Annotated in this window: 19 protein-coding genes and 1 pseudogene; 5 read left to right on the top strand and 15 right to left on the bottom strand. The window is 64.3% G+C overall.

Annotated features, from left to right (window positions below):
* Nucleotides 1-23 precede the first annotated feature (23 nt).
* The 13 genes and pseudogenes from QQK95_RS05935 to ehuR all read right to left on the bottom strand — a co-directional run bounded on the left by QQK95_RS05935 (nucleotide 24) and on the right by ehuR (nucleotide 12,026).
* Nucleotides 24-434 (bottom strand): GntR family transcriptional regulator, encoded by a 411-nt coding sequence (locus QQK95_RS05935; RefSeq protein ID WP_284269865.1) that lies wholly within the window; start codon nucleotides 432-434, stop codon nucleotides 24-26.
* A gap of 98 nt (nucleotides 435-532) precedes the next feature.
* A pseudogene (locus QQK95_RS05930) lies at nucleotides 533-640 on the bottom strand (GntR family transcriptional regulator); the annotation flags it as partial.
* Between the two features lie 247 nt (nucleotides 641-887).
* Entirely contained in the window at nucleotides 888-2,009 is a 1,122-nt protein-coding gene (locus QQK95_RS05925; protein ID WP_284269864.1) for an acyltransferase family protein, read from the bottom strand.
* A gap of 216 nt (nucleotides 2,010-2,225) precedes the next feature.
* Nucleotides 2,226-3,227 carry a N(2)-acetyl-L-2,4-diaminobutanoate deacetylase DoeB gene (gene doeB, locus QQK95_RS05920; protein WP_284269863.1) on the bottom strand — a complete coding sequence of 334 codons (1,002 nt, stop codon included), beginning with the start codon at nucleotides 3,225-3,227 and terminating at the stop codon, nucleotides 2,226-2,228.
* Between the two features lie 5 nt (nucleotides 3,228-3,232).
* Entirely contained in the window at nucleotides 3,233-4,411 is a 1,179-nt protein-coding gene (doeA, locus tag QQK95_RS05915; protein WP_284269862.1) for an ectoine hydrolase DoeA, read from the bottom strand.
* Between the two features lie 135 nt (nucleotides 4,412-4,546).
* A complete protein-coding gene (locus tag QQK95_RS05910; RefSeq protein WP_284269861.1) occupies nucleotides 4,547-5,539 on the bottom strand; it encodes a cyclodeaminase in 993 nt (330 codons plus the stop codon).
* Nucleotides 5,536-6,522 carry a hydroxyectoine utilization dehydratase EutB gene (eutB, locus tag QQK95_RS05905; RefSeq protein WP_284270547.1) on the bottom strand — a complete coding sequence of 329 codons (987 nt, stop codon included), beginning with the start codon at nucleotides 6,520-6,522 and terminating at the stop codon, nucleotides 5,536-5,538. The genes QQK95_RS05910 and eutB overlap by 4 nt, the downstream gene beginning before the upstream one ends.
* A gap of 5 nt (nucleotides 6,523-6,527) precedes the next feature.
* Nucleotides 6,528-7,307, bottom strand: a complete 780-nt coding sequence (eutA, locus tag QQK95_RS05900) for an ectoine utilization protein EutA (RefSeq protein ID WP_284269860.1) — start codon at nucleotides 7,305-7,307, stop codon at nucleotides 6,528-6,530.
* Nucleotides 7,308-7,310: 3 nt separating this feature from the next.
* Nucleotides 7,311-7,970, bottom strand: coding sequence for an ectoine/hydroxyectoine ABC transporter permease subunit EhuD (gene ehuD, locus QQK95_RS05895; protein WP_038645094.1), 660 nt, complete (start codon nucleotides 7,968-7,970; stop codon nucleotides 7,311-7,313).
* Nucleotides 7,970-8,629: an ectoine/hydroxyectoine ABC transporter permease subunit EhuC gene (gene ehuC / locus QQK95_RS05890; protein WP_140887883.1), complete on the bottom strand. Its 660-nt coding sequence runs from the start codon at nucleotides 8,627-8,629 to the stop codon at nucleotides 7,970-7,972. The genes ehuD and ehuC overlap by 1 nt, the downstream gene beginning before the upstream one ends.
* Before the next feature lie 164 nt (nucleotides 8,630-8,793).
* Complete coding sequence (ehuB, locus tag QQK95_RS05885) at nucleotides 8,794-9,645, bottom strand: ectoine/hydroxyectoine ABC transporter substrate-binding protein EhuB (RefSeq protein ID WP_284269859.1); 852 nt, start codon at nucleotides 9,643-9,645, stop codon at nucleotides 8,794-8,796.
* Nucleotides 9,646-9,710: 65 nt separating this feature from the next.
* Nucleotides 9,711-10,496, bottom strand: coding sequence for an ectoine/hydroxyectoine ABC transporter ATP-binding protein EhuA (ehuA, locus tag QQK95_RS05880; protein ID WP_284269858.1), 786 nt, complete (start codon nucleotides 10,494-10,496; stop codon nucleotides 9,711-9,713).
* A 144-nt stretch (nucleotides 10,497-10,640) separates the two neighbouring features.
* On the bottom strand, nucleotides 10,641-12,026 hold the full coding sequence (gene ehuR / locus QQK95_RS05875; protein WP_284269857.1) for a MocR-like ectoine utilization transcription factor EhuR: 1,386 nt from the start codon (nucleotides 12,024-12,026) through the stop codon (nucleotides 10,641-10,643).
* 83 nt (nucleotides 12,027-12,109) lie between these two features.
* Here ehuR and QQK95_RS05870 point away from each other — a divergent pair, with 83 nt between their 5' ends.
* From QQK95_RS05870 to QQK95_RS05850, 5 genes are all read left to right on the top strand, one after another.
* Nucleotides 12,110-12,601 (top strand): Lrp/AsnC family transcriptional regulator, encoded by a 492-nt coding sequence (locus QQK95_RS05870; RefSeq protein ID WP_284269856.1) that lies wholly within the window; start codon nucleotides 12,110-12,112, stop codon nucleotides 12,599-12,601.
* 130 nt (nucleotides 12,602-12,731) lie between these two features.
* Nucleotides 12,732-14,225, top strand: coding sequence for an NAD-dependent succinate-semialdehyde dehydrogenase (locus QQK95_RS05865; RefSeq protein ID WP_284269855.1), 1,494 nt, complete (start codon nucleotides 12,732-12,734; stop codon nucleotides 14,223-14,225).
* Between the two features lie 32 nt (nucleotides 14,226-14,257).
* Nucleotides 14,258-15,637, top strand: a complete 1,380-nt coding sequence (locus tag QQK95_RS05860) for an aspartate aminotransferase family protein (protein WP_284269854.1) — start codon at nucleotides 14,258-14,260, stop codon at nucleotides 15,635-15,637.
* An 8-nt stretch (nucleotides 15,638-15,645) separates the two neighbouring features.
* The gene (locus QQK95_RS05855) at nucleotides 15,646-16,749 is read left to right on the top strand and encodes an alcohol dehydrogenase family protein (protein ID WP_284269853.1); all 1,104 of its coding nucleotides are present in this window, start codon (nucleotides 15,646-15,648) and stop codon (nucleotides 16,747-16,749) included.
* Nucleotides 16,750-16,889: 140 nt separating this feature from the next.
* Entirely contained in the window at nucleotides 16,890-18,386 is a 1,497-nt protein-coding gene (locus QQK95_RS05850; RefSeq protein ID WP_284269852.1) for an HAL/PAL/TAL family ammonia-lyase, read from the top strand.
* A gap of 54 nt (nucleotides 18,387-18,440) precedes the next feature.
* On the opposite strand, the gene QQK95_RS05845 is transcribed toward QQK95_RS05850, so the two are convergent.
* Together QQK95_RS05845 and QQK95_RS05840 are read right to left on the bottom strand one after the other, a co-directional pair.
* Nucleotides 18,441-19,880 (bottom strand): NAD(P)-dependent oxidoreductase, encoded by a 1,440-nt coding sequence (locus QQK95_RS05845; protein WP_409371660.1) that lies wholly within the window; start codon nucleotides 19,878-19,880, stop codon nucleotides 18,441-18,443.
* Nucleotides 19,881-20,097: 217 nt separating this feature from the next.
* On the bottom strand, nucleotides 20,098-21,444 hold the full coding sequence (locus QQK95_RS05840; protein WP_284269851.1) for an NAD(P)/FAD-dependent oxidoreductase: 1,347 nt from the start codon (nucleotides 21,442-21,444) through the stop codon (nucleotides 20,098-20,100).
* Between the last annotated feature and the right edge of the window lie 277 nt (nucleotides 21,445-21,721).

The raw sequence follows: 21,721 nt of genomic DNA, 5'->3' as shown, positions 1-21,721 counted from the left end.
CCCGAGCAGCAGAACCATCTCGACTATGATTTTCGCGACAGGCCGCCCCCCTCTATGGCATTGACCAGCGTGTCGCTTCCTTCGCGAAGATGCCGGCGCAGAACGCTCACGGTGTTCTTGCCGTCGCGGTGGCTGCAGGCGGCCAGCAGGTCGCGATGTTCCGCCTGCGAGCGGATGCGATAGTCGAGGTTCGACAACAGGATACGAACATAGCGATCGGCGGCGTTGTGATGCGCCTCGATCAGGCCAAGCAGACGCTGGTTGCCGCAGGCAGCGTAGAGCGACAGGTGAAAGGTCCGGTTCAGCGTTCCCCAGCGGCCGACATTGCGCTCCGCGTTGATCTGGTCGAGCACCTGTTCGGCCTCATCGAGCTTGCTCTCCAACAAAGCCGGGATGGAGAGGCGAAGCGCTTCGCATTCGAGCAATGCGCGCACGCGTAGATTTCGCTGATCTCGGCTCGATCCATCCGGGCGACATGCGCGCCCTTGGTCGGATGGATGGAGAGGATGCCCTCCGCCTCCAATTGGCGAAGCGCGTCACGGATAGGCATGCGGCTGAAGCCGAACTGCTCGGCAAGGTCGTCCTGGCGCAGCGCGGTGCCTGCCCTCAGCGTTCCGTTGGCTATGGCTTCGCGCAGCACGTTGGCGACCTGCTCCGCCACCGTCTGCGGCCTCTCGATCAGGCTTTCCGCAAATCCGCGCAATCGATGCTCCCTGTCACGCGGTACCCAGCGTAATGGAAAACCAGCGAACCGGATACGAGTATCCTCGTGTACGCGCTACGGCGCCGGGCTCGCTGAAGACCAGCCGGCATCGATAGCGAGAGGCCCGAGCCGATAGCCTCTGTCGGATATGTTTGCAGGATGCTGCCTGGCAAATGCAGGTCGCCTATGCTGCCGTGGCCGGCCGATCCTTGAATGAGACCGGATCAGCAGCAGCCGGCTCCGCATATCGTATGCGCAGGCGCAGAAATGGCGCTTCGATGCAGGTATAGCTGAGATAGCCGATCGGGATTGTCGCCAGAAAGCACAGCAAGGACCACAGGCAAGCGATGTAGAAATTGCTTATGCCCATGATTTTCGTGTCGATGAACGCCGCCAACTGCATGACGAAGAACAGGTGCAGGAGATAGATCGAATAGCTGTAGGCACCCGCCTTCTCCAGCATCTTGAACGGCAGGCCTGTTCGCTTCCTTGGAAAGCTGGTGTCATAGTAGGCGATCCCAAACGAATAGGCCGCCGCCTCTACCGTTGGCAGGATGATCCATATCCAATGCGGCGAGGGATAGCGCTCTAGCTGGTAAAATCCTCCCGCGGCGTCGAACCACCAGAAGAACCCTGAAAAGGCCAGCAGAACCGCCAAAGCGAGCCAGTGCCGGTCCTTCACATGGGCACGGAGACGGAAGGCAAGGATGCCGGCCAGAAACTGATCGGCATGGCCGACAATGGTCCAGGCCGCCGCCGACTGTACCTCGCCGAGCTGCACGTAAAGCGCCCACCTCAGCAGAATGGCTGCCGCAATGAACAGCAAAGGGGCGAACAGGAAGCGCCTGGATGCCATCAGCAGGAAGGGCAGCAGAATGTAGAAGTGGGCTTCCACGGTTATCGACCAGCCGCCGTTCGGGAGGGTGGGGAAAATCAATCCCTTCCCGACATCGGTGAAATACCCGCCCAGGGCCTGGCCTGCCACATATACGTGGCAAGCCTCGATGGCTATCACGGCCAGCAGGAGCGGAAGCAGCCTCAGCGCCCGGTTGGCGAAGAAAGGCAGATAGCTGACCCGTTTCCCATCAAGAAGCTTGGCGAACAGGTAACCGGAAAGCGTCATGAACAATGCAACGCCGGTGACCCCTTCATCCAAAAGGCTGAAGATGGGTAGAGCCGGCACGAAAACATAGGGCACCGGCCCTTCGGGAGACTGGTGGAGGAAATGCCAGGTGAAGACCAGGAAAGCCGCAAGGCCACGAACATGGTCCAGCGCCGGATAGTGTTCTCCAGTCGAAGATCTCATGATTCAGACCAGGCGCCCGGGCGTTCAACGATCATCGCCATGTCGCGCGCTCCAATGCCCGCACGATGGCAGCGAGCGAGCGTCCGCTTGCCGACGCCTAGTTTGTCTGCCTCTCGTTAATTTACACTTCCATCCCGTGGAGAAAGTTGATGTCCGGCGCGGCCGGCCGCAACTGCCAGGAGCCGCGCGCATGTGCCGGGACGCAGTCGTCTTCGATCAATCGACCTCCACGGCTACCACCGCCGCGCAGTCACCGGCCTTGACCAGGCCAGGAAAATGCCGCGCCGCCAGCACGCCCGACATTTTTGCCCGGATTTCTTGCGGGGCAATGCCGGTGCGGCCGGTGGAATGGATGCGCGCCAGCACCGCGCCCTCTTCGACGGGCTCGCCAAGATCGACCATGGTTTCGATCATGCCGTCGTCCTCGGCGAAGGAGAAGCAATCGCCGGACGGCATGTCGAGCCATTGAGTTCTGCCCTTCTCGACCGCGCCAGCAACGACGCCGGCATGGCGCAGCACGTTGAGAATGCCGCGCCGCGCGATCCCTACGGTTTGCGCGCGCGATGTGCCGCCGCCGCCAAGCTCGGTACTGACGAAGACCTTGCCCATCTCCTCGGCCGCCGTGTCGTACATGCCGACAGAGTCGATCTCGATCATGCGCATCGAGAAGGGCGCCGAGAATGCCGCCACCGCATCGAAGGCTTTCTGCTCCAGCGCCTTGTCGGGCAGAGTGTGGGCCGCGCAGAACGGGACAAAGTCCAGCGTCTTTCCACCGGAGTGGAAGTCGAAGACGATGTCGGCGCGAGGCAGCAATTCGCGCTGGAAATAGTCGGCGATCTTTTCCGTCACCGTGCCGTCCGGCCGGCCGGGAAAGCTGCGGTTCATGTTGCCCTTGTCGATCGGCGAGGTGCGCGTGCCGGCGCGGAAGGCCGGATAGTTCATCGCCGGCACGATGATCACCGTGCCGCTGACTTGGCTGGGGTCGAGCGTGCGGGCAAGATCGTAGAGCGCCAGCGGCCCTTCATATTCGTCACCATGATTGCCGCCGGACAGCAGAGCCGTCGGCCCCTTGCCGTTGCGGATGACGCAGATCGGTATCATCACCGAGCCCCAGGCCGAATCGTCGCGGCTGTAGGGCAGGCGCAGAAAGCCGTGCTGGACGCCGTCTCGGTCGAATTCGACGGTCGGCGCGATCGGCGACGGGCGGAGGCTGGACATCGGGCTCAATTCTTCACCACCAGTTTGCGCGGAACATTGGCCAGGCACTCTACACCGGTTTCGGTGATCAGGATGGACTCGGTGATCTCCAGCCCCATCGTTTCCAGCCACAGGCCGGTCATGAAATGGAAGGTCATGCCGGGCTTGAGCTCGGTGCGGTCGCCGGGGCGCAGGCTCATCGTGCGTTCGCCCCAGTCCGGCGGATAGGACAGGCCGATCGAGTAGCCGGTGCGGTTGTCCTTGACGATACCGTATTTCTTCAAGACGGCGAAGAAGGCATTGGCGATGTCCTCGCAGGCGTTGCCGGGTTTTGCGGCGGCAAGCCCCGCCTCCATGCCTTCCAGCGTCGCCTTCTCGGCATCGAGGAACTCCTGCGTCGGCTTGCCGAGAAAGACGGTGCGCGACAGCGGACAATGGTAGCGGTTATAGCACCCGGCGATCTCGAAGAAGGTGCCCTCGCCCCGCTTCATCGGTTGGTCGTCCCAGGTCAGATGCGGCGCCGAGGCGTCCGCGCCGGACGGCAGCAGCGGCACGATCGCCGGATAGTCGCCGCCAATGCCGTCGACGCCGCGCGTGCCGGCATCATAGATCTCGGCGACGAGATCGCATTTGCGCATGCCGACCTCTATCTTGTCGACGATGCGCTGGTGCATGGCTTCGACGATGCGGGCGGCCTTGCGCATATAGTCGATTTCGGTCGCGCTCTTCACCGCGCGCTGCCAGTTGACCAGGGCGGTGGCGTCGACGAAGCGGGCGTTTGGCAAATGCTTTTGCAGCGAGGCGAACGCAGCGGCCGAGAACCAGTAATTGTCCATCTCGACGCCAATGGTGAGCTTGCCCCAACCGCGATCGACGAGCACGCTGGACAAGAAATCCATCGGATGCCGTTCGGTCGACTGCACATAGTGGTCGGCGTAGCCGACGATGTTGTCCTGCGCGAGATAGGCGGTGCGCCTGGCGCCGTTGGCGTCCTGGCCGCGACCGTACCAGACAGGCTCGCCCGAGGGCGGCACGATGACCGCCTGATGCACGTAGAAGGACCAGCCGTCATAACCGGTCAGCCAGGCCATGTTGGAGGGGTCGCTGATAACCAGGAGATCGACGCCCTTGGCCTCCATGGCTCGGCGCGTCTTGGCGAGTCGATCCGCAAATTCGCCGCGCGAGAATTTCAGGTTTGGTTGCATTCTTTTGCTTCCTCGTTTGTTAGGCGCTGGAACCCGTTTCAACTTTGTTGAACCCGGCTCCAGGAATTTTTGCTTGAGCATGATCTGACCGGAAAACCGGTTCCCACTTTTCCGGATCATGCTTTGCGGCCAGCATCAGCTCTCAAAAATGGTTCCGGCATTGGCCGCCCGCGCGCGGTCGCGGGCGAGCGTGGCGATCGCCGTGTCCTGCACGCCGGTGCCGGTCAAATCGGCGATGGTGATATCGCTGGCCGAGCGCCGGCCATGTTTGGTGCCGGCGATGATCTGGCCGAGCTCGGTCACTTCCTCCTCGGCGGCCATCACGCCTGCCGCGATGGCATGGTGCAGTTCACCCAGGCGCCGCGTCTGGCGGGCGCTGTCGGCGACATAAAGGTCGGCCATGCGCAGGATGGCAGGCGCAATCTCGTTCTTGTGTTCGGCGTCCGAGCCCATGGCGGTGATGTGCTGGCCGGCGGCGACGAAGCCGGCCTTGACCAGCGGCTCGGTCGACGGCGTGGTCGTGACGATGATGTCGGCGCCGGCAACGGCATTGGCCGCATCTGGCTCGGCGCGCACGACAATGCCCAGTCTTTCGCGCAAGCGGGCAGCAGTGGCTTCGGCCTTGGCGGCGTCGCGCGCCCAGATGCGTGCTTCCTCTATCGGCCTGACAAGACGCAGTGCTTCCAATTGCAGACCTGCCTGCAAACCGGCGCCGAAGATCGCCGCCACGGTGGAGTCTTCGCGCGACAGATGCTTTGCCGCTACCGCGCCTGCGGCAGCGGTGCGGACATCGGTCAGGTAGCCATTGTCGAGCAGCAGCGCCTCGACCACACCGGTCCTTGCCGAAAGCAGCACCATCATGCCGCCGCCACTCGGCAGACCGAGCTCTGGATTGTCGAAGAAGCCGGAGCTGATCTTGACGGCGAAGGCGTCAATACCGGGTACGTAGGCGGACTTCACGTCGACCTCGCCGCGATGCTCCGGGATGTCGAGGCGCAGGATCGGCGGCATCGCCACCGGCAGTGTTGCCAGCGCGCGAAAAGCGTTCTCGACGCAGGCGACCGCGTCTAGATCGAGCGTCACAATCTTACGCAGCTCAGCTTCGGTCAGGATCGTCATACGGTTCATGCGGCGCGCTCCCCGATTGCCTCGGCGCAGACGATCCTGCGATGCGCATTCATGTCGATGTTTCGGCCGGAGAGAAGTACGATCACCGGCCCTTTCGCCTTGACCTTGCCGGCGAGCAACGCGGCGATGCCGACCGCACCGGCGCCCTCGACGATCTCACGCTCCTGCGCGTAGGCATGGCGGATGCCGGCGGCGATCTCGTCCTCGCTGAGCAGGATGACGTCGTCGAGCAAGTCGCGGCACATGGCGAAGGTCAGCCTGTTGTCGAGGCCGATACCACCCCCAAGCGAATCCGCCAGCGTCGGCAGCTCCTCCACCAGGACGGGCCGGCCGGCATCGAAGCTTGCCTTCATCGCGGCACCCCGCGCCATCGAAACCCCGATGACTTTTGTCCCGGGGCTGACACCCTTGATTGCTGCGGCAACGCCGGAGGCCAGTCCGCCGCCGGAAAGCTGTACCAGCACGAGACCGGCATCGGTGACCTGCTCGATCATCTCGAGCCCGAGCGTGCCTTGCCCGGCGATGATGGCGGGATGGTCGAAGGGCGGCAGCATCACCAGCCCCTGCTGCGCCACCAGCCGTTCGACCTCCTGCTGGGCGTCGTCCTGGCTGTCGCCGACGATGCGGACCTCGGCGCCGAGCCGGCGGATTTCGTCCAGCTTGTTCTGCGGCACCAGCCGCGACATGCAGATCACCGCGCGCATGCCTTCGAGCTTCGCCGCATGCGCCAGCGCGCGACCGTGATTGCCGGTCGAGGCCGCGATAACACCGCGCGCTTTTTCTTCCGCGCTGAGCGAAGCGACGGCATTCGAAGCGCCGCGCAGCTTGAAGCTGCCCGTGGTCTGGCGATGCTCGAGCTTGAGATGCACGGGGACACCGAGACGTTCCGAAAGGCTCGGGGATAGAACGGTCGCCGTGTGCTCGACTTTGCCGGCAATACGCTCACGCGCGGCGCGGATATGACTAAGGGTGACGGTCACCATGGTCATCAATCGCGCGGCAGAGGCAACGTCATCAGACGGCCGAATTCGGGGTGGGCTCTCTCATCACCGCAAAGGCGCAGGCAGTTCCAGGCGGTCGCCTGGTTGCTGGTCACCACCGGACGGCCGATTGCCTGTTCCATGCCGGTGACCGCAAGCGCGCCACGCAGCGCCGTGCAGGACACGAACAGGGCGTCGGCCTGCGGGTGGGTCGCCTGGCGCACAAGATCGACAAGGGCCGTCGGCGGGATGCGCGCCATCTCGCGATCGTCCTCGAAGCCGAGACAGGTGAAGCTGGCGATCTCGAAACCACGCGCCGCGAAGTAGGCCGCCATCGGCCTGGAGGTCTCGATCGTGTAGGGGGTCAGAATGCTGATCCGGCGCACGCCGAAGGCATTCAGCCCGCGCACGCCGGCCATTGGCGGGGTGACCACGGGAACGCCTGATTTGGCCGCCTGGATCGCCGTCTCGATCTCGGCATCGCCGATCACGACCGAGGCCGACGTACAGGAGTAGCAGATGGCGTCGAGCTTCTCGCCGGGCAGGATCAGGGCCGCGCCCGCCGTCAGCGCCGGCTGCATCTTGCGCAGGTTTTCCGGCGTCGTCGGATTGGCATAGGGAATGCGCGCCACATAGACGCCGATGTGCTCGCTCGCCACCATGCGGCGAAAGTCCGGTTCGCTGGTGTGATCCGTGGCCAGGATGATCAGGCCGACGCGCTTGTCGAGCGGACGCTCATCGAGTGATGGCCGTTTCGGATGGATCTTGATCTCGGGCAAGGGTTTCATCGGCTATCTCTCGATCTTGCCGTAACGGCGTTCCAGCCAGCGCAGCAGCACGACCGAACAAAGACTGATGGCGAGGAAGAAGGCGCCGACCAGCGTGATCGGCTCGATGTAACGATAATAGGTGTTGGCGACGCTTTTCGCCTGGTTCATCAGTTCCAGCACGGTGATCGCCGAGAGCAAGGGCGTCTCCTTGAACATGGCAATGAAATAATTGGCCAGTGCGGGGATCATCGGCGGGATGGCCTGCGGGATGATGATGTGCGTCCAGGTCTGACGGGCGCTGAGATTGCAGGCCTTGGCGGCCTCCCACTGGCCGCGCGGCACATTGTCGATGCCGGCGCGGTAGACCTCCGCCGTGTAGGTGCCGTAATGCAGCCCGAGCCCGATGACACCGGCGACAAGCGGTGGCAGCAGGATGCCGATATCGGGCAGCACGTAGAAGATGAAATAGAGCTGCACCAGCAGCGGCGTGCCACGGATGAATTCGGCCGCCCAGCCGACGGTGCGTGACAAGGCCTTGTTGGGCGAGCGGCGCGCCAGCGCGATGCCCAGCCCGACGATCGCCGCCAGCACCGACCCGAGCAGCGTCGCCAGGATGGTGATCTTCACCCCCTGGATCAGCGTCGGCATGATCTGCCATACGAAATCCCAATCCCATTCCATCAGACGCGCACCCCATCGAGGCCGCGCGCCATGCGGCGCTCCAGCGAGCGCACGCCCCACGAAATGAGCAGCGCCAGGATGAAATAGATGACCAGGATGGTGGCGAAGGGCACCATGGTGTTGCCGGTCTGCGCACGCACCACCTGCGCCTGGAAGGTGAGGTCGGCAAGCGAGATCAGCGAGACGACCGAGGTCGCCTTGAGCAGCTCGATGGCGTTGTTGCCGAAAGTCGGCAGCATCACCAGAAAGGCCTGCGGCAGGATGACGTGGCGCAGGCCTTGCCAACGGCCGAGATTGAGCGCGATGCAGGCCTCATGCTGTTCGCGGCCGATCGACTGCACGGCGCCGCGCACGACTTCGGCGGCATAGGCGCCGACATTCAATCCGAGCGCCAGCACGCCGGCCTGCAGCGGGGTCAGTTCGAGGCCAATCAGCGGCAGCACGAAATAGGCGAAGAACAGCTGCACGAAGATCGAGGTGCCACGGAAGAATTCGATATAGGCGGTGGCGAGCGCCCGCAAAACGAAGAAGCGCGACAGCCGTCCCATGCCGGCAAGAAAGGCCATGATCAGGGCAAGCACCGACCCCATCAGCGTCAGCTCGATGGTGACAAGCGCTCCCTGCAATATCAGGCCGAGATAGCCGGACCACTGGGTCATTTAAGTTCCACGTTTGCGGTTAGCTTCCTTCTCCCCGTTCAACGGGGAGAAGATGCCGGCAGGCAGATGAGGGGCAGCGCCAGCATGGCAGAACTTGGTGCCGCCCCTCATCCATCACTTCGTGACACCTTCTCCCCGTGAACGGGGAGAAGGAAGAAAGGCGCCTACTTCGCCGAGCAGAGCTTGTCGCGCGTCGTCGACATGGCGGCGGCAGCCGAGAAGCCATAAGGTTCGATGATCTTGGCGAACTCGCCCGACTTCTTCATCTTGGCGAGTTCGACGTCGAAGGCATCGCGCAGCGCCTCGTCGCCCTTGTTGAAGGCGGCGCCGTCGCAATAGACCGGGGCGCCCTGCACCGGTGCGATGACTTCGAGGTTCGGATCATTGGCCTTTTTCATCAGGTCGTTGATCGAAAGGACCGGCAGCGAATAGGCATCGATGCGGCCGTCCTGCACCATCTTCAGGCCGCTCTGGCCGTCCGGCACGACGATGACGCGTTCGCGCGGCACGCCCGCATTGAGCGCCAGCTTCTCCTCGGTGCCGCCGCCGGGCGCGCCGATGGTCGCCGATGTGTCCTTGGCGACATCCTCGTAGCTCTTGAAGCCTTTCGGATTGCCCTTCTTCACCAGCATTGCCTCGGCATCGCACAGCACCGGTTCGGAATAAGCGACAGCCGCGCAGCGCTCCGGCTTCATGAACAGCCCGGCAGTGACGACGTCGAAACGGCCAGCCTTCAGGCCGGGGATCATCGCGCCATATTCGGAGATCGAGGCGACGATGTCAGCGACGCCCAGCCGCTTGAATATCTCGCGCGCCACGTCGGGCGCCGCGCCCGAAACCTTGCCGTCGGCCGCGACCGCCGTGTAGGGCGGCTCATTGGCGATGGCGACACGAGCGAAGCCCTGTCCCTTCAACTGCTCGAGCTTGCTGTCGTCGGCCGAGCCCGGGATCGAGGCGGCCAGCACCGCTGTCAGTGCAAGGCCGGCGACGCCAGCCAGAATGCCAAGTTTCTTCATTGTTCCCAACTCCTTGTTTCTTGTCTTGGTTTTGTTTGGGGCGATCTTCCGCCCCCGCAAAGCGGTCAGACGCGATGTCCGGCCGCGATGATCTTCTTCAGGAAGCCTTGCGTGCGCTCCTGCTTGGGATGGCGGAAAATCTCGTCGGGCTTGCCTTCCTCGACGATCTTGCCGCGATCGAAGAACAGCACCCGGTCGGCGAAGTCGTGGGCAAACCCCATCTCGTGGGTGACCAAAAGCATGGTCATGTCGGTCTCGGCGCAGAGCCGCCACAGAACGTTGAGCACCTCCTCGACCAGTTCCGGGTCGAGCGCCGACGTCACCTCGTCGAACAGCATGATCTTGGGCTGCAGAGCGAGCGCCCGGGCGATCGCCACACGCTGCTTCTGGCCGCCTGAAAGCTGCGCCGGCATCGCCCTGGCCTTGTCGGCCATGCCGACCATGTCGAGCAGTTCCATCGCCCGCTTCTCGGCGGCGGCGCGCGGCGTGCCCTTGGTCAGCATTGGCGCCAGCGTCACATTGTCGATGACGCTCTTGTGAGGGAACAGGTTGAACAGCTGGAAGACCATGCCGATCTTCTGGCGCATCCGCGCCAGATGCCGCTCGTCGGCGGGCAGCAACTGGCCGTTGCGCTCCATGTGGTAGAGGTGCTCGCCCTCGATCTGGATGTGGCCGCCATCGATGCGCTCCAGCGTCATCAGGATGCGAAGGATCGTCGTCTTGCCCGAACCGGAGGGACCGATCAGCGCCAGCTTCTCGCGCGGCATGACCTGCATCGACAAGCCGTCCAGCACCTTGAAGGCACCGAAGCTCTTCGAAATGGCATCGACCTTGATGATGGGTGCGGACAAATGAATTTCCCCGTGCTGGAGAAGCCTGTGCCCTTAACGATGCGGAACGCGCCAAATCATGTCAATTAGGAAAATAATATCATGACAATATTTTCCCATTCCGCACAATTGTTGAGCAATCAGTGCCGAAGAGTGGCGCGCTCGCTAGATTGCCAACAGCAGATGTTCCGGATCGCCAAGCAAGAGCTTGGTGACAACGCCGAGGCCGGCGCGCAGTTCCCCTTCGGTGGTCGAGCCCAGCGAGATGCGCACCGCCGGATGCCAGGGCGCATCCGAAATGCGGAAGGATGTGCCCGGCGCGATCGCCACGCCCTGCAGCCGCGCCTGGGCGACAAAGCCCTCCTCCGCGCGGCCGTCTGGCAGTTGCAGCCAGATATGCAGCCCGTCGCGACGGGCGCGGTAGTCGATTCCTGCCAACACTTCGGCGGCGATATCCTGCCGCCGCCGCAATGCGGCGCGCTGCCAGCGCACCAGTTCCATCGCGGTGCCGTCGGTCACCCATTTGGTGGCGATCTCGGCCACCAGCGGCGTTGCCATCCAGTTCGAGACCAGGTGCCGGTTGGCGACAGCGGCGACATAGCGGTCGGGCGCGGCGAGATAGCCGATGCGAAGGCCGGGCACTGTGATCTTGGTGAAGGAGGTGACGTAGAGCGTGCGCTCCGGCGCAAAGGCGGCGACCGGCGGCGGCCGGTCCTCGACCAGCGGCCCCAGCACATCATTCTCGATGATGGCGATGTCGTGCTTGCGCGCAACGGCGGCGATTTCTTCGCGCCGCCGTGCATCCATCAGGGTTGCTGTCGGATTGATCACCGAGGGCTGCACGAACACCGCGCGAATGTCGGAAAGCCGGCAGGCCTCGTCCAGCGCCTCCGGGATCAGGCCGTTGTCGTCGATCGGCAGGCCTTCGAGGTTGAAACCGAGATAGCGCGCCAGCGGCACCAGCGTGTGGTGGCCGATCGCCTCGGTGGCGACGGTCGATCCCGGCGGCGCCACGCTCATTAGCGCCACCGTCATGCCGGCTGTGGCGCCATTGGTCAGGCTGATGTTCTGCGCGGAGGCATCGAGCCCGCACAGTTTCAGCCATTCGACCGCCACGGCGCGATGGCGCGGGAAGACCATGTTGGGCCGGAAGGACAATGCCGAACTCGACGGCAGGTTTTCGGCGAGCCAGCCCAGCGCCTGCTTCAGCCGCTCCAGATGCATCGGCTCGCAGACCGGCTTCAGGATGGAGAGGTCGATGACCTCGCCGAGACGCTCGGGCAGATAGGGCGGCTCCGGCTCGCGGCGCTGCGTCTGGACAAAGCTGCCGCGGCCGATCTCGCCCGAAATCAGTCCCCGCCGGATCAATTCCTCATAGGCGCGGCTGACCGTCTGCACCGACAGTTTGAGATCGTCGGCCAGCCGGCGATGCGTCGGCAGCCGCGCGCCATTGGCAAGGCGCCCGTCATGGATGGCGCGCGCGAATTGGTCGGCCAGCGACTGATAGGCTGGCCGCCTTATGAGCGCGGGATCGGGTTGCCACAATGTCATGACTTATTAGAGATCGAAATCAGTGCAATTGACAATCGAAATAATGCGCCATCATGGTACTGTGGACGAAAAAGTGGGCCCTGATGACTGCTGCGAAACTCGACGCGATCGACCTCAAAATCCTCGACGCCATCCAGCGCGACGGGCGCATCACCAAGCTGGCGCTGGCCGAGCAAGTGGGGCTTTCGCCGACGCCGTGCTGGATGCGGCTGCGTAAGCTGGAGAAGGCTGGCATCGTCTCGGGTTATCACGCAAGGATCGCCATGCGCGTCGTGGCGCCGGTGGCCACCGTGCTGATGGAGGTGACGCTGGCCAGCCACCGCCAGGCCGATTTCGACCGGTTCGAGCGCGTCATCCGCGACATTCCCGAGATCGTTGCATGCTGGTCGGTGGGCGGCGGCGTCGACTATGTGCTGAAGGTGATGGCGCGCGACATCGATGCCTATCAGCGGCTGGTCGACAGCTTGCTGGAGCGCGAGATCGGCATCGATCGTTATTTCACTTACATCGTCATCAAGACCGTGAAGGACGACGTTGCCCTACCCGTAGCCGACCTGTTGCCGGCGTCGCCGTAGCGCCGGAGAGATCGTCTGTGCGACTGGCACAATAGAGAGAAACTCTCTAGCAGCATGCGCCCAAACAGCCTCTTTGTCCGCCGACGATGGATAGTCTCCCAGGATCAAACCGAACCGGGAGGCTTCGACCATGTCCGCGCATTTCGCCCGCTCGCATCGCCATGAAGCGCTCGACCGCCTCGCCGACCGCCGTCTGCTGCGCGAACTCGCCTATGTCGACGGCCACTGGACGGCGAGCGAGGCAGCCGAAAGTTTTGAGGTCACCGATCCGGCGACAGGAAGCACCGTCGCCTTCGTCGCCGCGCTGGATGCTCGGCAAACGACAAAAGCGATCGATGCCGCCGCGCGGGCCTTTCCGGGCTGGCGATCGCTGCTGCCGCAAGAGCGTTCGAGAACCCTGCGAAAATGGTTCGAGCTGATCGTCGCCGCGAAAGACGACCTCGCGCTGTTGATGACCCTGGAACAGGGCAAGCCCTTGCAGGAATCGCTCGGCGAAATCGATTATGCCGCCTCTTTCGTCGAATGGTATGCCGAGGAAGCCAAGCGCCTGAACGCCGAGAGCGTCACGAGCCATCTGGCGAACGCGGAAATGATGGTGCGGCGCGAGCCGCTCGGCGTCGTCGGCATCGTCACGCCGTGGAATTTCCCCTCGGCCATGCTGACCCGCAAGGCAGCCGCCGCCCTTGCCGCCGGCTGCACCATCGTCGCGCATCCTTCCTCGGAAACGCCGCTGTCGGCGCTGGCGCTGGCCGAGCTTGGCGAACGCGCCGGACTGCCGGCCGGTGTCTTCAACATCGTCACCGGCCAGGCCGCGACGATCGTCGGGCGCATGTGCGAGGACCCACGCATCCGCGCCTTGAGTTTTACGGGCTCGACCGAGATCGGCAGGCTGATTGCCGCGCAGAGCGCGCCGACCATGAAGCGGTTGGTGATGGAGCTTGGCGGCCACGCCCCGCTGATCGTTTTTGCCGACGCGGATCTCGACAAAGCAGTGAACATCGCGATCGACGCCAAATTCGCCACATCGGGCCAGGATTGCCTCGCCGCAAACCGCATCTACGTCCAGCGGCCGCTCCACGATCGCTTCTGCGCTGCCTTCGCCAGGCGCATTGAAGCATTGCGGACCGGCAACGGCCTTGACGACAGGACTGACATCGGGCCGCTGATGCATGAGCGCGCCGTCCAGAAAGTCGAGGAGCAGGTCGCCGATGCCATCGCTCACGGCGCGCGATGCCTTGCTGGCGGCAGCCGACATCAGGCCGGGCCGCTGTTCTACCAGCCGACGCTGCTGGCCGACGTTTCCGATGCGGCGCTGATCATGCGCGAGGAGACTTTTGGGCCGGTCGCCGCAGTGACGCCGTTCGACGGCGAGGGCGAGGTGATCGAACGCGCCAATGCCACCGAATATGGCCTGGTCGCCTATGTCGTGACCGAGAACGGCGCGCGCCAGCAACGCATGGGCCGCGCGCTCGACTACGGCATGGTCGCCATCAACCGGGTGAAGATCACCGGCGCTCCGATTCCGTTCGGCGGCGTCAAGCAGTCCGGCATCGGCCGCGAGGGCTCGCGCCACGGGCTCGAAGCGTTCACCGATCTCAAGTATCTCTGCCTGGACGTCGCCTAAGTCCGTCCGGCCATCCCTCAAGGAGTCAAGAAATGCTCGACCAGTCCAACGAACTCGCCGCCTGGGATCGCGACCACTTCTTCCACCCCTCGACGCATATGGGCACGCACGCGCGCGGTGAATCGCCGACGCGTATCATGGCCGGCGGCGAAGGCGTCACCATCTGGGACAACAATGGCAGGAAGAGCATCGATGCCTTTGCCGGCCTCTATTGCGTCAATGTCGGCTATGGCCGACAGAAGATAGCGGATGCCATCGCCACCCAGGCGAAGAACCTCGCCTACTATCATGCCTATGTCGGGCACGGCACCGAGGCCTCGATCACTTTGGCCAAGATGATCATCGACCGCGCGCCGAAGGGCATGTCGCGGGTCTATTTCGGCCTCTCCGGCTCGGACGCCAACGAAACCAACATCAAGCTGATCTGGTACTACAACAATGTGCTGGGCCGGCCGGAGAAGAAGAAGATCATCTCGCGCTGGCGCGGCTATCACGGCTCGGGCGTTATGACGGGTTCGCTGACCGGGCTCGACCTGTTCCACAACGCCTTCGATCTGCCGCGCGCGCCCGTCCTGCACACCGAAGCGCCGTATTATTTCCGCCGCGCCGACCGCTCGATGAGCGAGGAGCAGTTCTCGCAGTACTGCGCCGACAAGCTCGAGGAGATGATCCTGGCCGAAGGGCCCGAAACCGTCGCCGCCTTCATCGGCGAGCCGATCCTCGGCACCGGTGGCATCGTGCCGCCGCCGGCCGGCTATTGGGAAAAGATCCAGGCTGTGCTGAGGAAATATGACGTGTTGCTGGTCGCCGATGAGGTGGTGACCGGCTTCGGCCGACTGGGCACCATGTTCGGCTCCGACCATTACGGTATCAAGCCGGACCTGATCACCATCGCCAAGGGCTTGACCTCGGCCTATGCGCCGCTGTCGGGCGTCATTGTTGCCGACAAGATGTGGCAGGTGCTGGTGCAGGGCTCCGACAAGCTCGGTTCGCTCGGGCACGGCTGGACCTATTCGGCGCATCCGATCTGCGTTGCCGCCGGTGTCGCCAATCTCGAACTGATCGACGAGATGGATCTGGTCACGAATGCCCGCGAGACCGGCGCCTATTTCCGTGCCGAGCTCACCAGGGCCGTCGGCGGCCATAGAAACGTCGGCGACGTGCGCGGCGATGGCATGCTGGCCGCGGTCGAGTTCGTTGCCGACAAGGACGACCGGGTGTTCTTCGACGCCTCGCAGAAGATCGGGCCGCAAGTGGCGGCGGCGCTGGCCGCCAGCGGCGTCATCGGCCGCGCCATGCCACAGGGCGACATCCTCGGCTTCGCGCCGCCGCTCTGCCTGACCCGCGAGGAAGCCGACATCGTCGTCTCGAAGACGGCGGAGGCGGTGAAAAGCGTATTTGCCAATCTCTGAGATCGACGATGAATGCCATGACCAGAACCGTCCCCGCCACCATGGCCGCCGTGCTGCTCACCGGGCACGGCGGACCGGAAAAACTTGTCTACCGCACCGATGTGAAGGTGCCCGCGCCTGCCCCGGGTGAGGTGCTGGTCAAGGTCAGCGCTTGCGGGATGAACAACACCGACGTCTGGGTGCGACAGGGCGCCTATGGCACGGAAGAGGATGCAGCCGCGGTGTCGACCTGGCGGCGGCAGGGCAACACGCTGACCTTTCCGCGCATCCAGGGCACCGACACGGTTGGCACCATCGTTGCCGTCGGCGAAGGCGTTTCGACGGACCGTATCGGTGAGCGGGTGATGGTCGATTTCTCCATCTACAACCGCGACGACGATTCGCTCGCCGACATCGACTATATGGGCCATGGCCGCGATGGCGGTTATGCCGAGTATCAGACCGTGCCGGCTGAGAATGCGCATGTCGTCAACACGGATATGAGCGACGTCGAACTCGCCACCTTCTGCTGCGCCTATCTCACCGGCGAACAGATGCTGGAACGCGCTGGCTTGAAGGCTGGCGAACGCGTTCTGGTCACCGGCGCCTCGGGCGGCGTCGGCTCCGGCATCGTGCAATTGGCGCGGGCGCGCGGCGCCATTCCCTATGCGGTCGCCGGCAAGGGCAAGGAAAAGGCGGTGCTCGACATTGGCGCCGAGGCGGTCATCACCCGTGGCATCGCCGACCTGCCGCAAGCCGTGGCTGAAGTGACCGGCGGCCAGCCGATCGACGTGGTGGCCGACCTTGTCGGCGGCGCGATCTTCAACGACCTGCTGCGTATTCTCAGGCCCGAAGGCCGCTACACCACCGCCGGCGCGATCGCCGGCCCGGTGGTGCAGCTCGATCTCAGGACGATGTACCTCAAGCAGTTGCAGCTGCATGGCTCGAGCCAGGGCACGCGGGCGGATTTCCGTCGCATCGTCGGCTACATCGAGGCGAAAAAGATCCGGCCGCTGGTCGGCGGCGTCTACAGGCTCTCCGACTTCCACCGCGCGCAGGCGGACTTCGTCGCCAAGGATTTTGTCGGCAAGCTCGTTGTGGTGCCCGACGCCATCGCCGAGCGGCCGGTGTAGTTTCCTAACCCGTCGCTTCCGGCCACCTTCTTGCCGCTGCCCCAATGGGAATGGCTTGCAGTCGCGTCTGCGAGCCGTCACAAACGGCGACGCCCGTTGTCCTCTGGTCCGGGCATCTGGTCACGGGATACAGGCGAGACATGACAGGCCGCATGATACTGCTCGACGCCAGGCCGCTCGGCGTGGCTGACGTCGCCGAGATCGCCCGCCGCAACGCCCGTCTGATGCTGGGTGAGGAAGCGATGCGGCGCATCCGGGCGAGCCGCGCCCTCATCGAGCATCTGACCGGGCTTGGGAAGCCGATGTACGGCGTCACCACGGGCCTCGGCGCCTGTGTCGACACGCCGCTCGCGCAGGCCGATCTTATCGCCTTCCAGCACAGCGTGCCGCTCAGCCACAGCATGGGCATCGGCCCTGCCCTGCCCACCGAGGCGGTGCGGGCGATGATGACCGCGCGCATCTCGGGCATGGCTGCCGGCGGCACCGGCACCTCCGAACGCGTGGTCATGGGCCTTGTCGCCGCGCTCAACGCCGGCGTCCATCCGGTGATCCCGACCTGGGGCTCGATCGGCGCGGCCGACCTTGCCCATCTCGGCCATATGGCGCGGTCGCTGCGCGGCGATGGCGAAGCGGAGTTCCAGGGCAGGATCATGGCCTCCTCCGAGGCGCTTGCCTTGGCCGGGCTCGAACCGCTCGACCTGCGCGAGAAGGACGGCCACGCCATTATCGTCGCCAACAGCCTGTCGACTGGAACCGCGTGCCTGTGCCTCGAAGACGTCGCCCATCTCATCGACTGGGCGCTGGCAGCGGTCGCGCTCAACTACGAGGCGTTCCGCTCCTCCCTCACCGCGATCGACGAGGATGCCCTTGCCGCACGGCCAGCCTTCGGCCAGCGCGAGATCGGTGCGCGGCTGCGCGCGGAGCTGGCCGGAAGCGGCCTGTGGCAGGACAAGGCGGCGCGGCGCCTGCAGGATCCGCTCAGCTACCGCTGCGTGCCGCAGGTCTGGGGCGGCCTGCTCAATGCGTTCGAACAGGCAAGGCTGGCCACCGAGATCGAACTGGCCCATTCGGGCGACAATCCCCTGATCCTGGCCGAGGGCGAACGGGTGATTTCCAATGGCAATTTCGACCTCACGGCGATGACGCTCGCCTGGGAGCAGCTCGGCCAGGCCCTGGCGCATTGCGCGGTCGGCACCGCCAACCGCTGCATGAAGCTGATGTCGCCGATAACAGCCGAACTGCCGCGTTTCCTGTCGGCGAGAGGCGGCAGCCGTCAGGGCTATGCAGAGCTGCAGAAGCCCTTGTCCGCGCTGGAGGCCGAAATCCGGCATCTGGCCAACCCGATGTCACTCAGCCCGCTGGCCGTTTCCGATGGCATCGAGGACCAGTCGTCGATGGCGCCGAGAGTGGTGGCCAAAACCGCCGAGATCATCGAGCGCATGCGCTATCTCGTGGCGATGGAGCTGATCTTCGCGGCGACGGGCGTAGAGCTGCGCGGTGTCGTCGAAAGCATGGGCGAAGGGCCGCAGCGCAGCTTCGCCGCCGTGCGCGCGCTCGTCAGCCCGCTCGACGACGACCGCGAGATGAGTACCGACATGACGCGGGTGGCGCGGATGGTGGCCGGTCCGCGCTGCTGAGCGAGCGTTCTCATCCGACAGCTGCCGTTTTAGATCCGCTGCGGCAGGTCGAGCCTATTGGTAAGGGCCTCTGAGGTTCAGGCGCTCAGCCAGAAGGCAGAAGCGGTCGATCAACCGGACGAGCTCCTCGCCCTGTTCGGCGACCATCTTGCCACGCTCGGCGAGCGGCGTGACCGACAGAGCCTGCCACAGCCGGCTTTGCCGGTCACAGACATCAGCCAGTTCGGAATAGTCGCCGGCGGTCAATTTCAAAAAGTGATCCGCCGTCACCGGTCCGATGCCTGGGGGTGTCGTCGCGCCGAGGGAAAGGTAGCCCGGCGGCACGGTGCCTTTGGCATTGGTCACTGATTTGCGGCAGATAACGTCGAACAGCTGGTCGACGGCCTGTTTGGCGCCGGCGACACGGGAGGGATGGTCCGTATCGGCAGCGGCGTGCGGCAGAAGTTCGAGCTTGTCGCCATGCTTCTCGACGAGGTCGAGATAAGGCAGCATCGGGCCTGAAAGAGCGCCGGTCGAGGCATTCCTGAACAGATCGGCGTCGATTGCGGCATGGCGCACCTGTCCTGCGTCCAGCGCCGCGCCAAGCGCTGCAACGTCGACAAGCTCGCCGCGATCGTAGTTGACCAGCACCGCGCCCTTGTTCATGCGCGACAAAACCTCGGCGCCGATGAGCCCGGCATTGGCGTAGCGGCCGGTCTGCGCATCCTGCTTGCCCAGGCCGACATGGACGCTGAGCACATCGGCGCCTTCAGCCGCGCCGACGAGGTCCGCCGCGAAGGCAAAGCCCTCGGCTTCTACCCAGTCGCGGTGCCGTGGCCGGGCGTGGATCACCACGCGCATGCCGAAGGCGCGGGCGAGCTTGGCCACCTCGCGGCCGATATTGCCGTAGCCGATGATCGCGATCGTCTTGCCTTCGAGTTTTTCGGTCGGGAAATCACGCAGCTCCCTGCCGGTGTCGAAGGTGCCGCGTGCCACCCGGTCGTGAAGCAAGCCGACCGGGAGATCCGGCAGCACTTTCAGGATCGCCTTCATCACCATCTGTGCGGTCGCGCGGCTGTTGATGCCGGGCGTGTTCATCAGCACCGCGCTGCCGCCCTCGCCGCTGCCGCCACCCCAGGAGCGAGAGCCCATGTTGCCGGTTCCGGCGCCGATCCGCACGCCGGCGAGCGGGAAAACGGTCTCGGCGGGCAGGAAGGTCGCGGCGGCGATGACTGCGTCATAGCGGCCGTCGCTGGCGGCCTCGATCAGCTCGTCGCTTGCGCTAAGGTCCGGCTGGTAGAAGAAATGCACCCTCCCCCTTTCGAGGCCCGCTTTGTCGCCTAGTGCTCCGGCGTGGAAGCGGCCACCCTTGGCTTCGATATGCGCACGCACTTCGCTGGGATCGGGCTTGCCGTCGGGTCCGAAACGCAGGCCGATGAGATCGCAGATCAGCACGGCGTAGATCCTCTGCGGATCGATCGGCTCAACGGCCTGTATATTGGTGTTTGCGGTCACGTCGTTTCCCCATGCAAGAACGGAAAGGTCTGCCGGAACGGCAGGCGCTCTGAGTAATCAGAACCTATCCGCCCGGAAGGGCGTCAGATCGATCGCTGGCGGCAAACCGGCGGCGAGTTGCGACACGATCTTGCCGGTGACGGCGCCGCCGATGAGGACCTGATGGCCATGGCCGAAGGCATAGATGACGTTCTTGGCCCGCGACGCCCGACCAGGTCTAAAGGCTGGGTCCCAGCTTGATCGGGCTGCCATCACTGAACCGGGATTGACGGAACCTGTGAAGATTGTGTCCGATCTCGTTTCCCTGGACGAGATCGGACACGATGCGGCCCATACCTGGCCCGATGCCGAAGCCGTGACCGCTCATCCCGGTGGCGATGACGAGACCCGGAATTTCGGCGGCGCGATCAACGACCGGCACGACATCCGGCATCGCATCGATCATACCCGCCCAGCTCGCCTTGATCGGCACCGTCTTGAACTGCGGGAAAAGTGCCGTGAATTCGCGCTCGATATCACGCAGAGCGGAGGCTTTGGGGACGGGATTGAGGATGCGCATCCGTTCGAACGGGCTTTTCTCATCCGCGTTCCATGTGCGCGGGGTTGACCAGCCATCCGGATAGCCCCGCGGCGCCGCCGGCAAATAATGGGTACCAAGGGGATTGGCCATCAGGGCGGAAACATATTTGGTCGCGTGACGAAACGCGTCAGGGCCGACATACAGCTGATTGCTGCCTCCCGATGCCAGTGTGTAGCCGCCATCCTGCCTGCGCCGGAATGCGATATGATCGTCGGCGACGGCGCCCGAGTGGATTTCGGGCATGGGCCCGGTCGCGGCGACGGTCGCCCTGACGCTGAGCTGCGGAATGGAGACGCCGTGGGCGCGCAGGAAGAGCGATGTCCACGCACCGCTCGCGACCACGGCGCTCGAGGTGGCGATGCGGCCCTGCTCGGTCCAGACCCCGCTGACGCGTCCTGCCGACATGTCGAGCATGCGCGCCGCACAATTCTCGATGATCGTGACGCCCTCCCGAGCGGCCAGACGGGCAAGCGCCGGCACCGCGACCCAGGGTTCGGCGCGCATGTCCGATGGGGTGGTCATTGCGCCCTTGAAAGAGCGCGACATGGCCGGGATCAGCTTGACCGTCTCACTCTGGTCGAGGAGACGCGTGTCGACGCCGTGCGTCTCGGCGATCTTCAGGAACTTCGCGAAGCCCGTCATCTCCTTGTCTGTTCGCGCAAGATAGGTGACGCCCGTCTGCTTCAGCCCGATGTCTTCGCCGCATTCCTCTGCAAGTTGACGCCAGAGGCGTAGCGCTTCGATGACGACAGGGAGTTCGTCGGCATCGCGACCCTGCTGCCGGATCCAGCCCCAGTTCCGCGACGATTGCTCGCCGGCGATGCGGCCCTTTTCCAGCAATGTCACCGAAATGTTGCGTCGCGCCAGGAACAAAGCCGTGGTCACGCCGATGACGCCACCGCCGATGACCACAACCTCCGAAGCTTTCGGCAACGGCGCATCAAACTGGATCGGCAAGGCTTCGGTGAAGGGAAAACTTGTCAAGGAAGACTGCCCTCTTGCTATTCACGGCGGCGTCGGCCCTCGCTGCAGGACCTGGCTGCTTCCGTGTCGGCGACGCGTGACAGAACTGATAGTCCGTCAAGGCTGGGTCGAGCTGGAGAATCTGCTCGTCAACACCGCGAATTGTTTATGCCAGGGAATGCCGACACCTCACGTGACCTTTGGCGCCAAGGCCGCAAGCGCACGGCGACGACCAATGGCGGCGCCGCCTGTCAGGCACAGTGTGATGCCGCTATTGGCCCCTTGAAGGGTCAAGTCG

Origin of the sequence: Mesorhizobium huakuii, from assembly GCF_030160235.1 — a bacterium.
GTDB classification, from domain to species: domain Bacteria; phylum Pseudomonadota; class Alphaproteobacteria; order Rhizobiales; family Rhizobiaceae; genus Mesorhizobium; species Mesorhizobium huakuii.
The sequence above is the reverse complement of the archived record's forward strand: the minus strand, read 5'-3'. Positions and strand labels throughout refer to the sequence as shown.

What these genes read in the sequence shown, in the direction of transcription:
- ehuD (WP_038645094.1), bottom strand. Translation starts at nt 7,970, where the DNA reads ATGGAATGGGATTGGGATTTCGTATGGCAGATCATGCCGACGCTGATC.
- QQK95_RS05850 (WP_284269852.1), top strand. Translation starts at nt 16,890, where the DNA reads ATGACAGGCCGCATGATACTGCTCGACGCCAGGCCGCTCGGCGTGGCT.
- QQK95_RS05855 (WP_284269853.1), top strand. Translation starts at nt 15,646, where the DNA reads ATGAATGCCATGACCAGAACCGTCCCCGCCACCATGGCCGCCGTGCTG.
- QQK95_RS05865 (WP_284269855.1), top strand. Translation starts at nt 12,732, where the DNA reads ATGTCCGCGCATTTCGCCCGCTCGCATCGCCATGAAGCGCTCGACCGC.
- eutB (WP_284270547.1), bottom strand. Translation starts at nt 6,522, where the DNA reads ATGGTGACCGTCACCCTTAGTCATATCCGCGCCGCGCGTGAGCGTATT.
- QQK95_RS05860 (WP_284269854.1), top strand. Translation starts at nt 14,258, where the DNA reads ATGCTCGACCAGTCCAACGAACTCGCCGCCTGGGATCGCGACCACTTC.
- QQK95_RS05870 (WP_284269856.1), top strand. Translation starts at nt 12,110, where the DNA reads ATGACTGCTGCGAAACTCGACGCGATCGACCTCAAAATCCTCGACGCC.
- ehuR (WP_284269857.1), bottom strand. Translation starts at nt 12,026, where the DNA reads ATGACATTGTGGCAACCCGATCCCGCGCTCATAAGGCGGCCAGCCTAT.
- doeA (WP_284269862.1), bottom strand. Translation starts at nt 4,411, where the DNA reads ATGCAACCAAACCTGAAATTCTCGCGCGGCGAATTTGCGGATCGACTC.
- doeB (WP_284269863.1), bottom strand. Translation starts at nt 3,227, where the DNA reads ATGTCCAGCCTCCGCCCGTCGCCGATCGCGCCGACCGTCGAATTCGAC.
- ehuB (WP_284269859.1), bottom strand. Translation starts at nt 9,645, where the DNA reads ATGAAGAAACTTGGCATTCTGGCTGGCGTCGCCGGCCTTGCACTGACA.
- eutA (WP_284269860.1), bottom strand. Translation starts at nt 7,307, where the DNA reads ATGAAACCCTTGCCCGAGATCAAGATCCATCCGAAACGGCCATCACTC.
- ehuC (WP_140887883.1), bottom strand. Translation starts at nt 8,629, where the DNA reads ATGACCCAGTGGTCCGGCTATCTCGGCCTGATATTGCAGGGAGCGCTT.
- QQK95_RS05925 (WP_284269864.1), bottom strand. Translation starts at nt 2,009, where the DNA reads ATGAGATCTTCGACTGGAGAACACTATCCGGCGCTGGACCATGTTCGT.
- QQK95_RS05910 (WP_284269861.1), bottom strand. Translation starts at nt 5,539, where the DNA reads ATGAACCGTATGACGATCCTGACCGAAGCTGAGCTGCGTAAGATTGTG.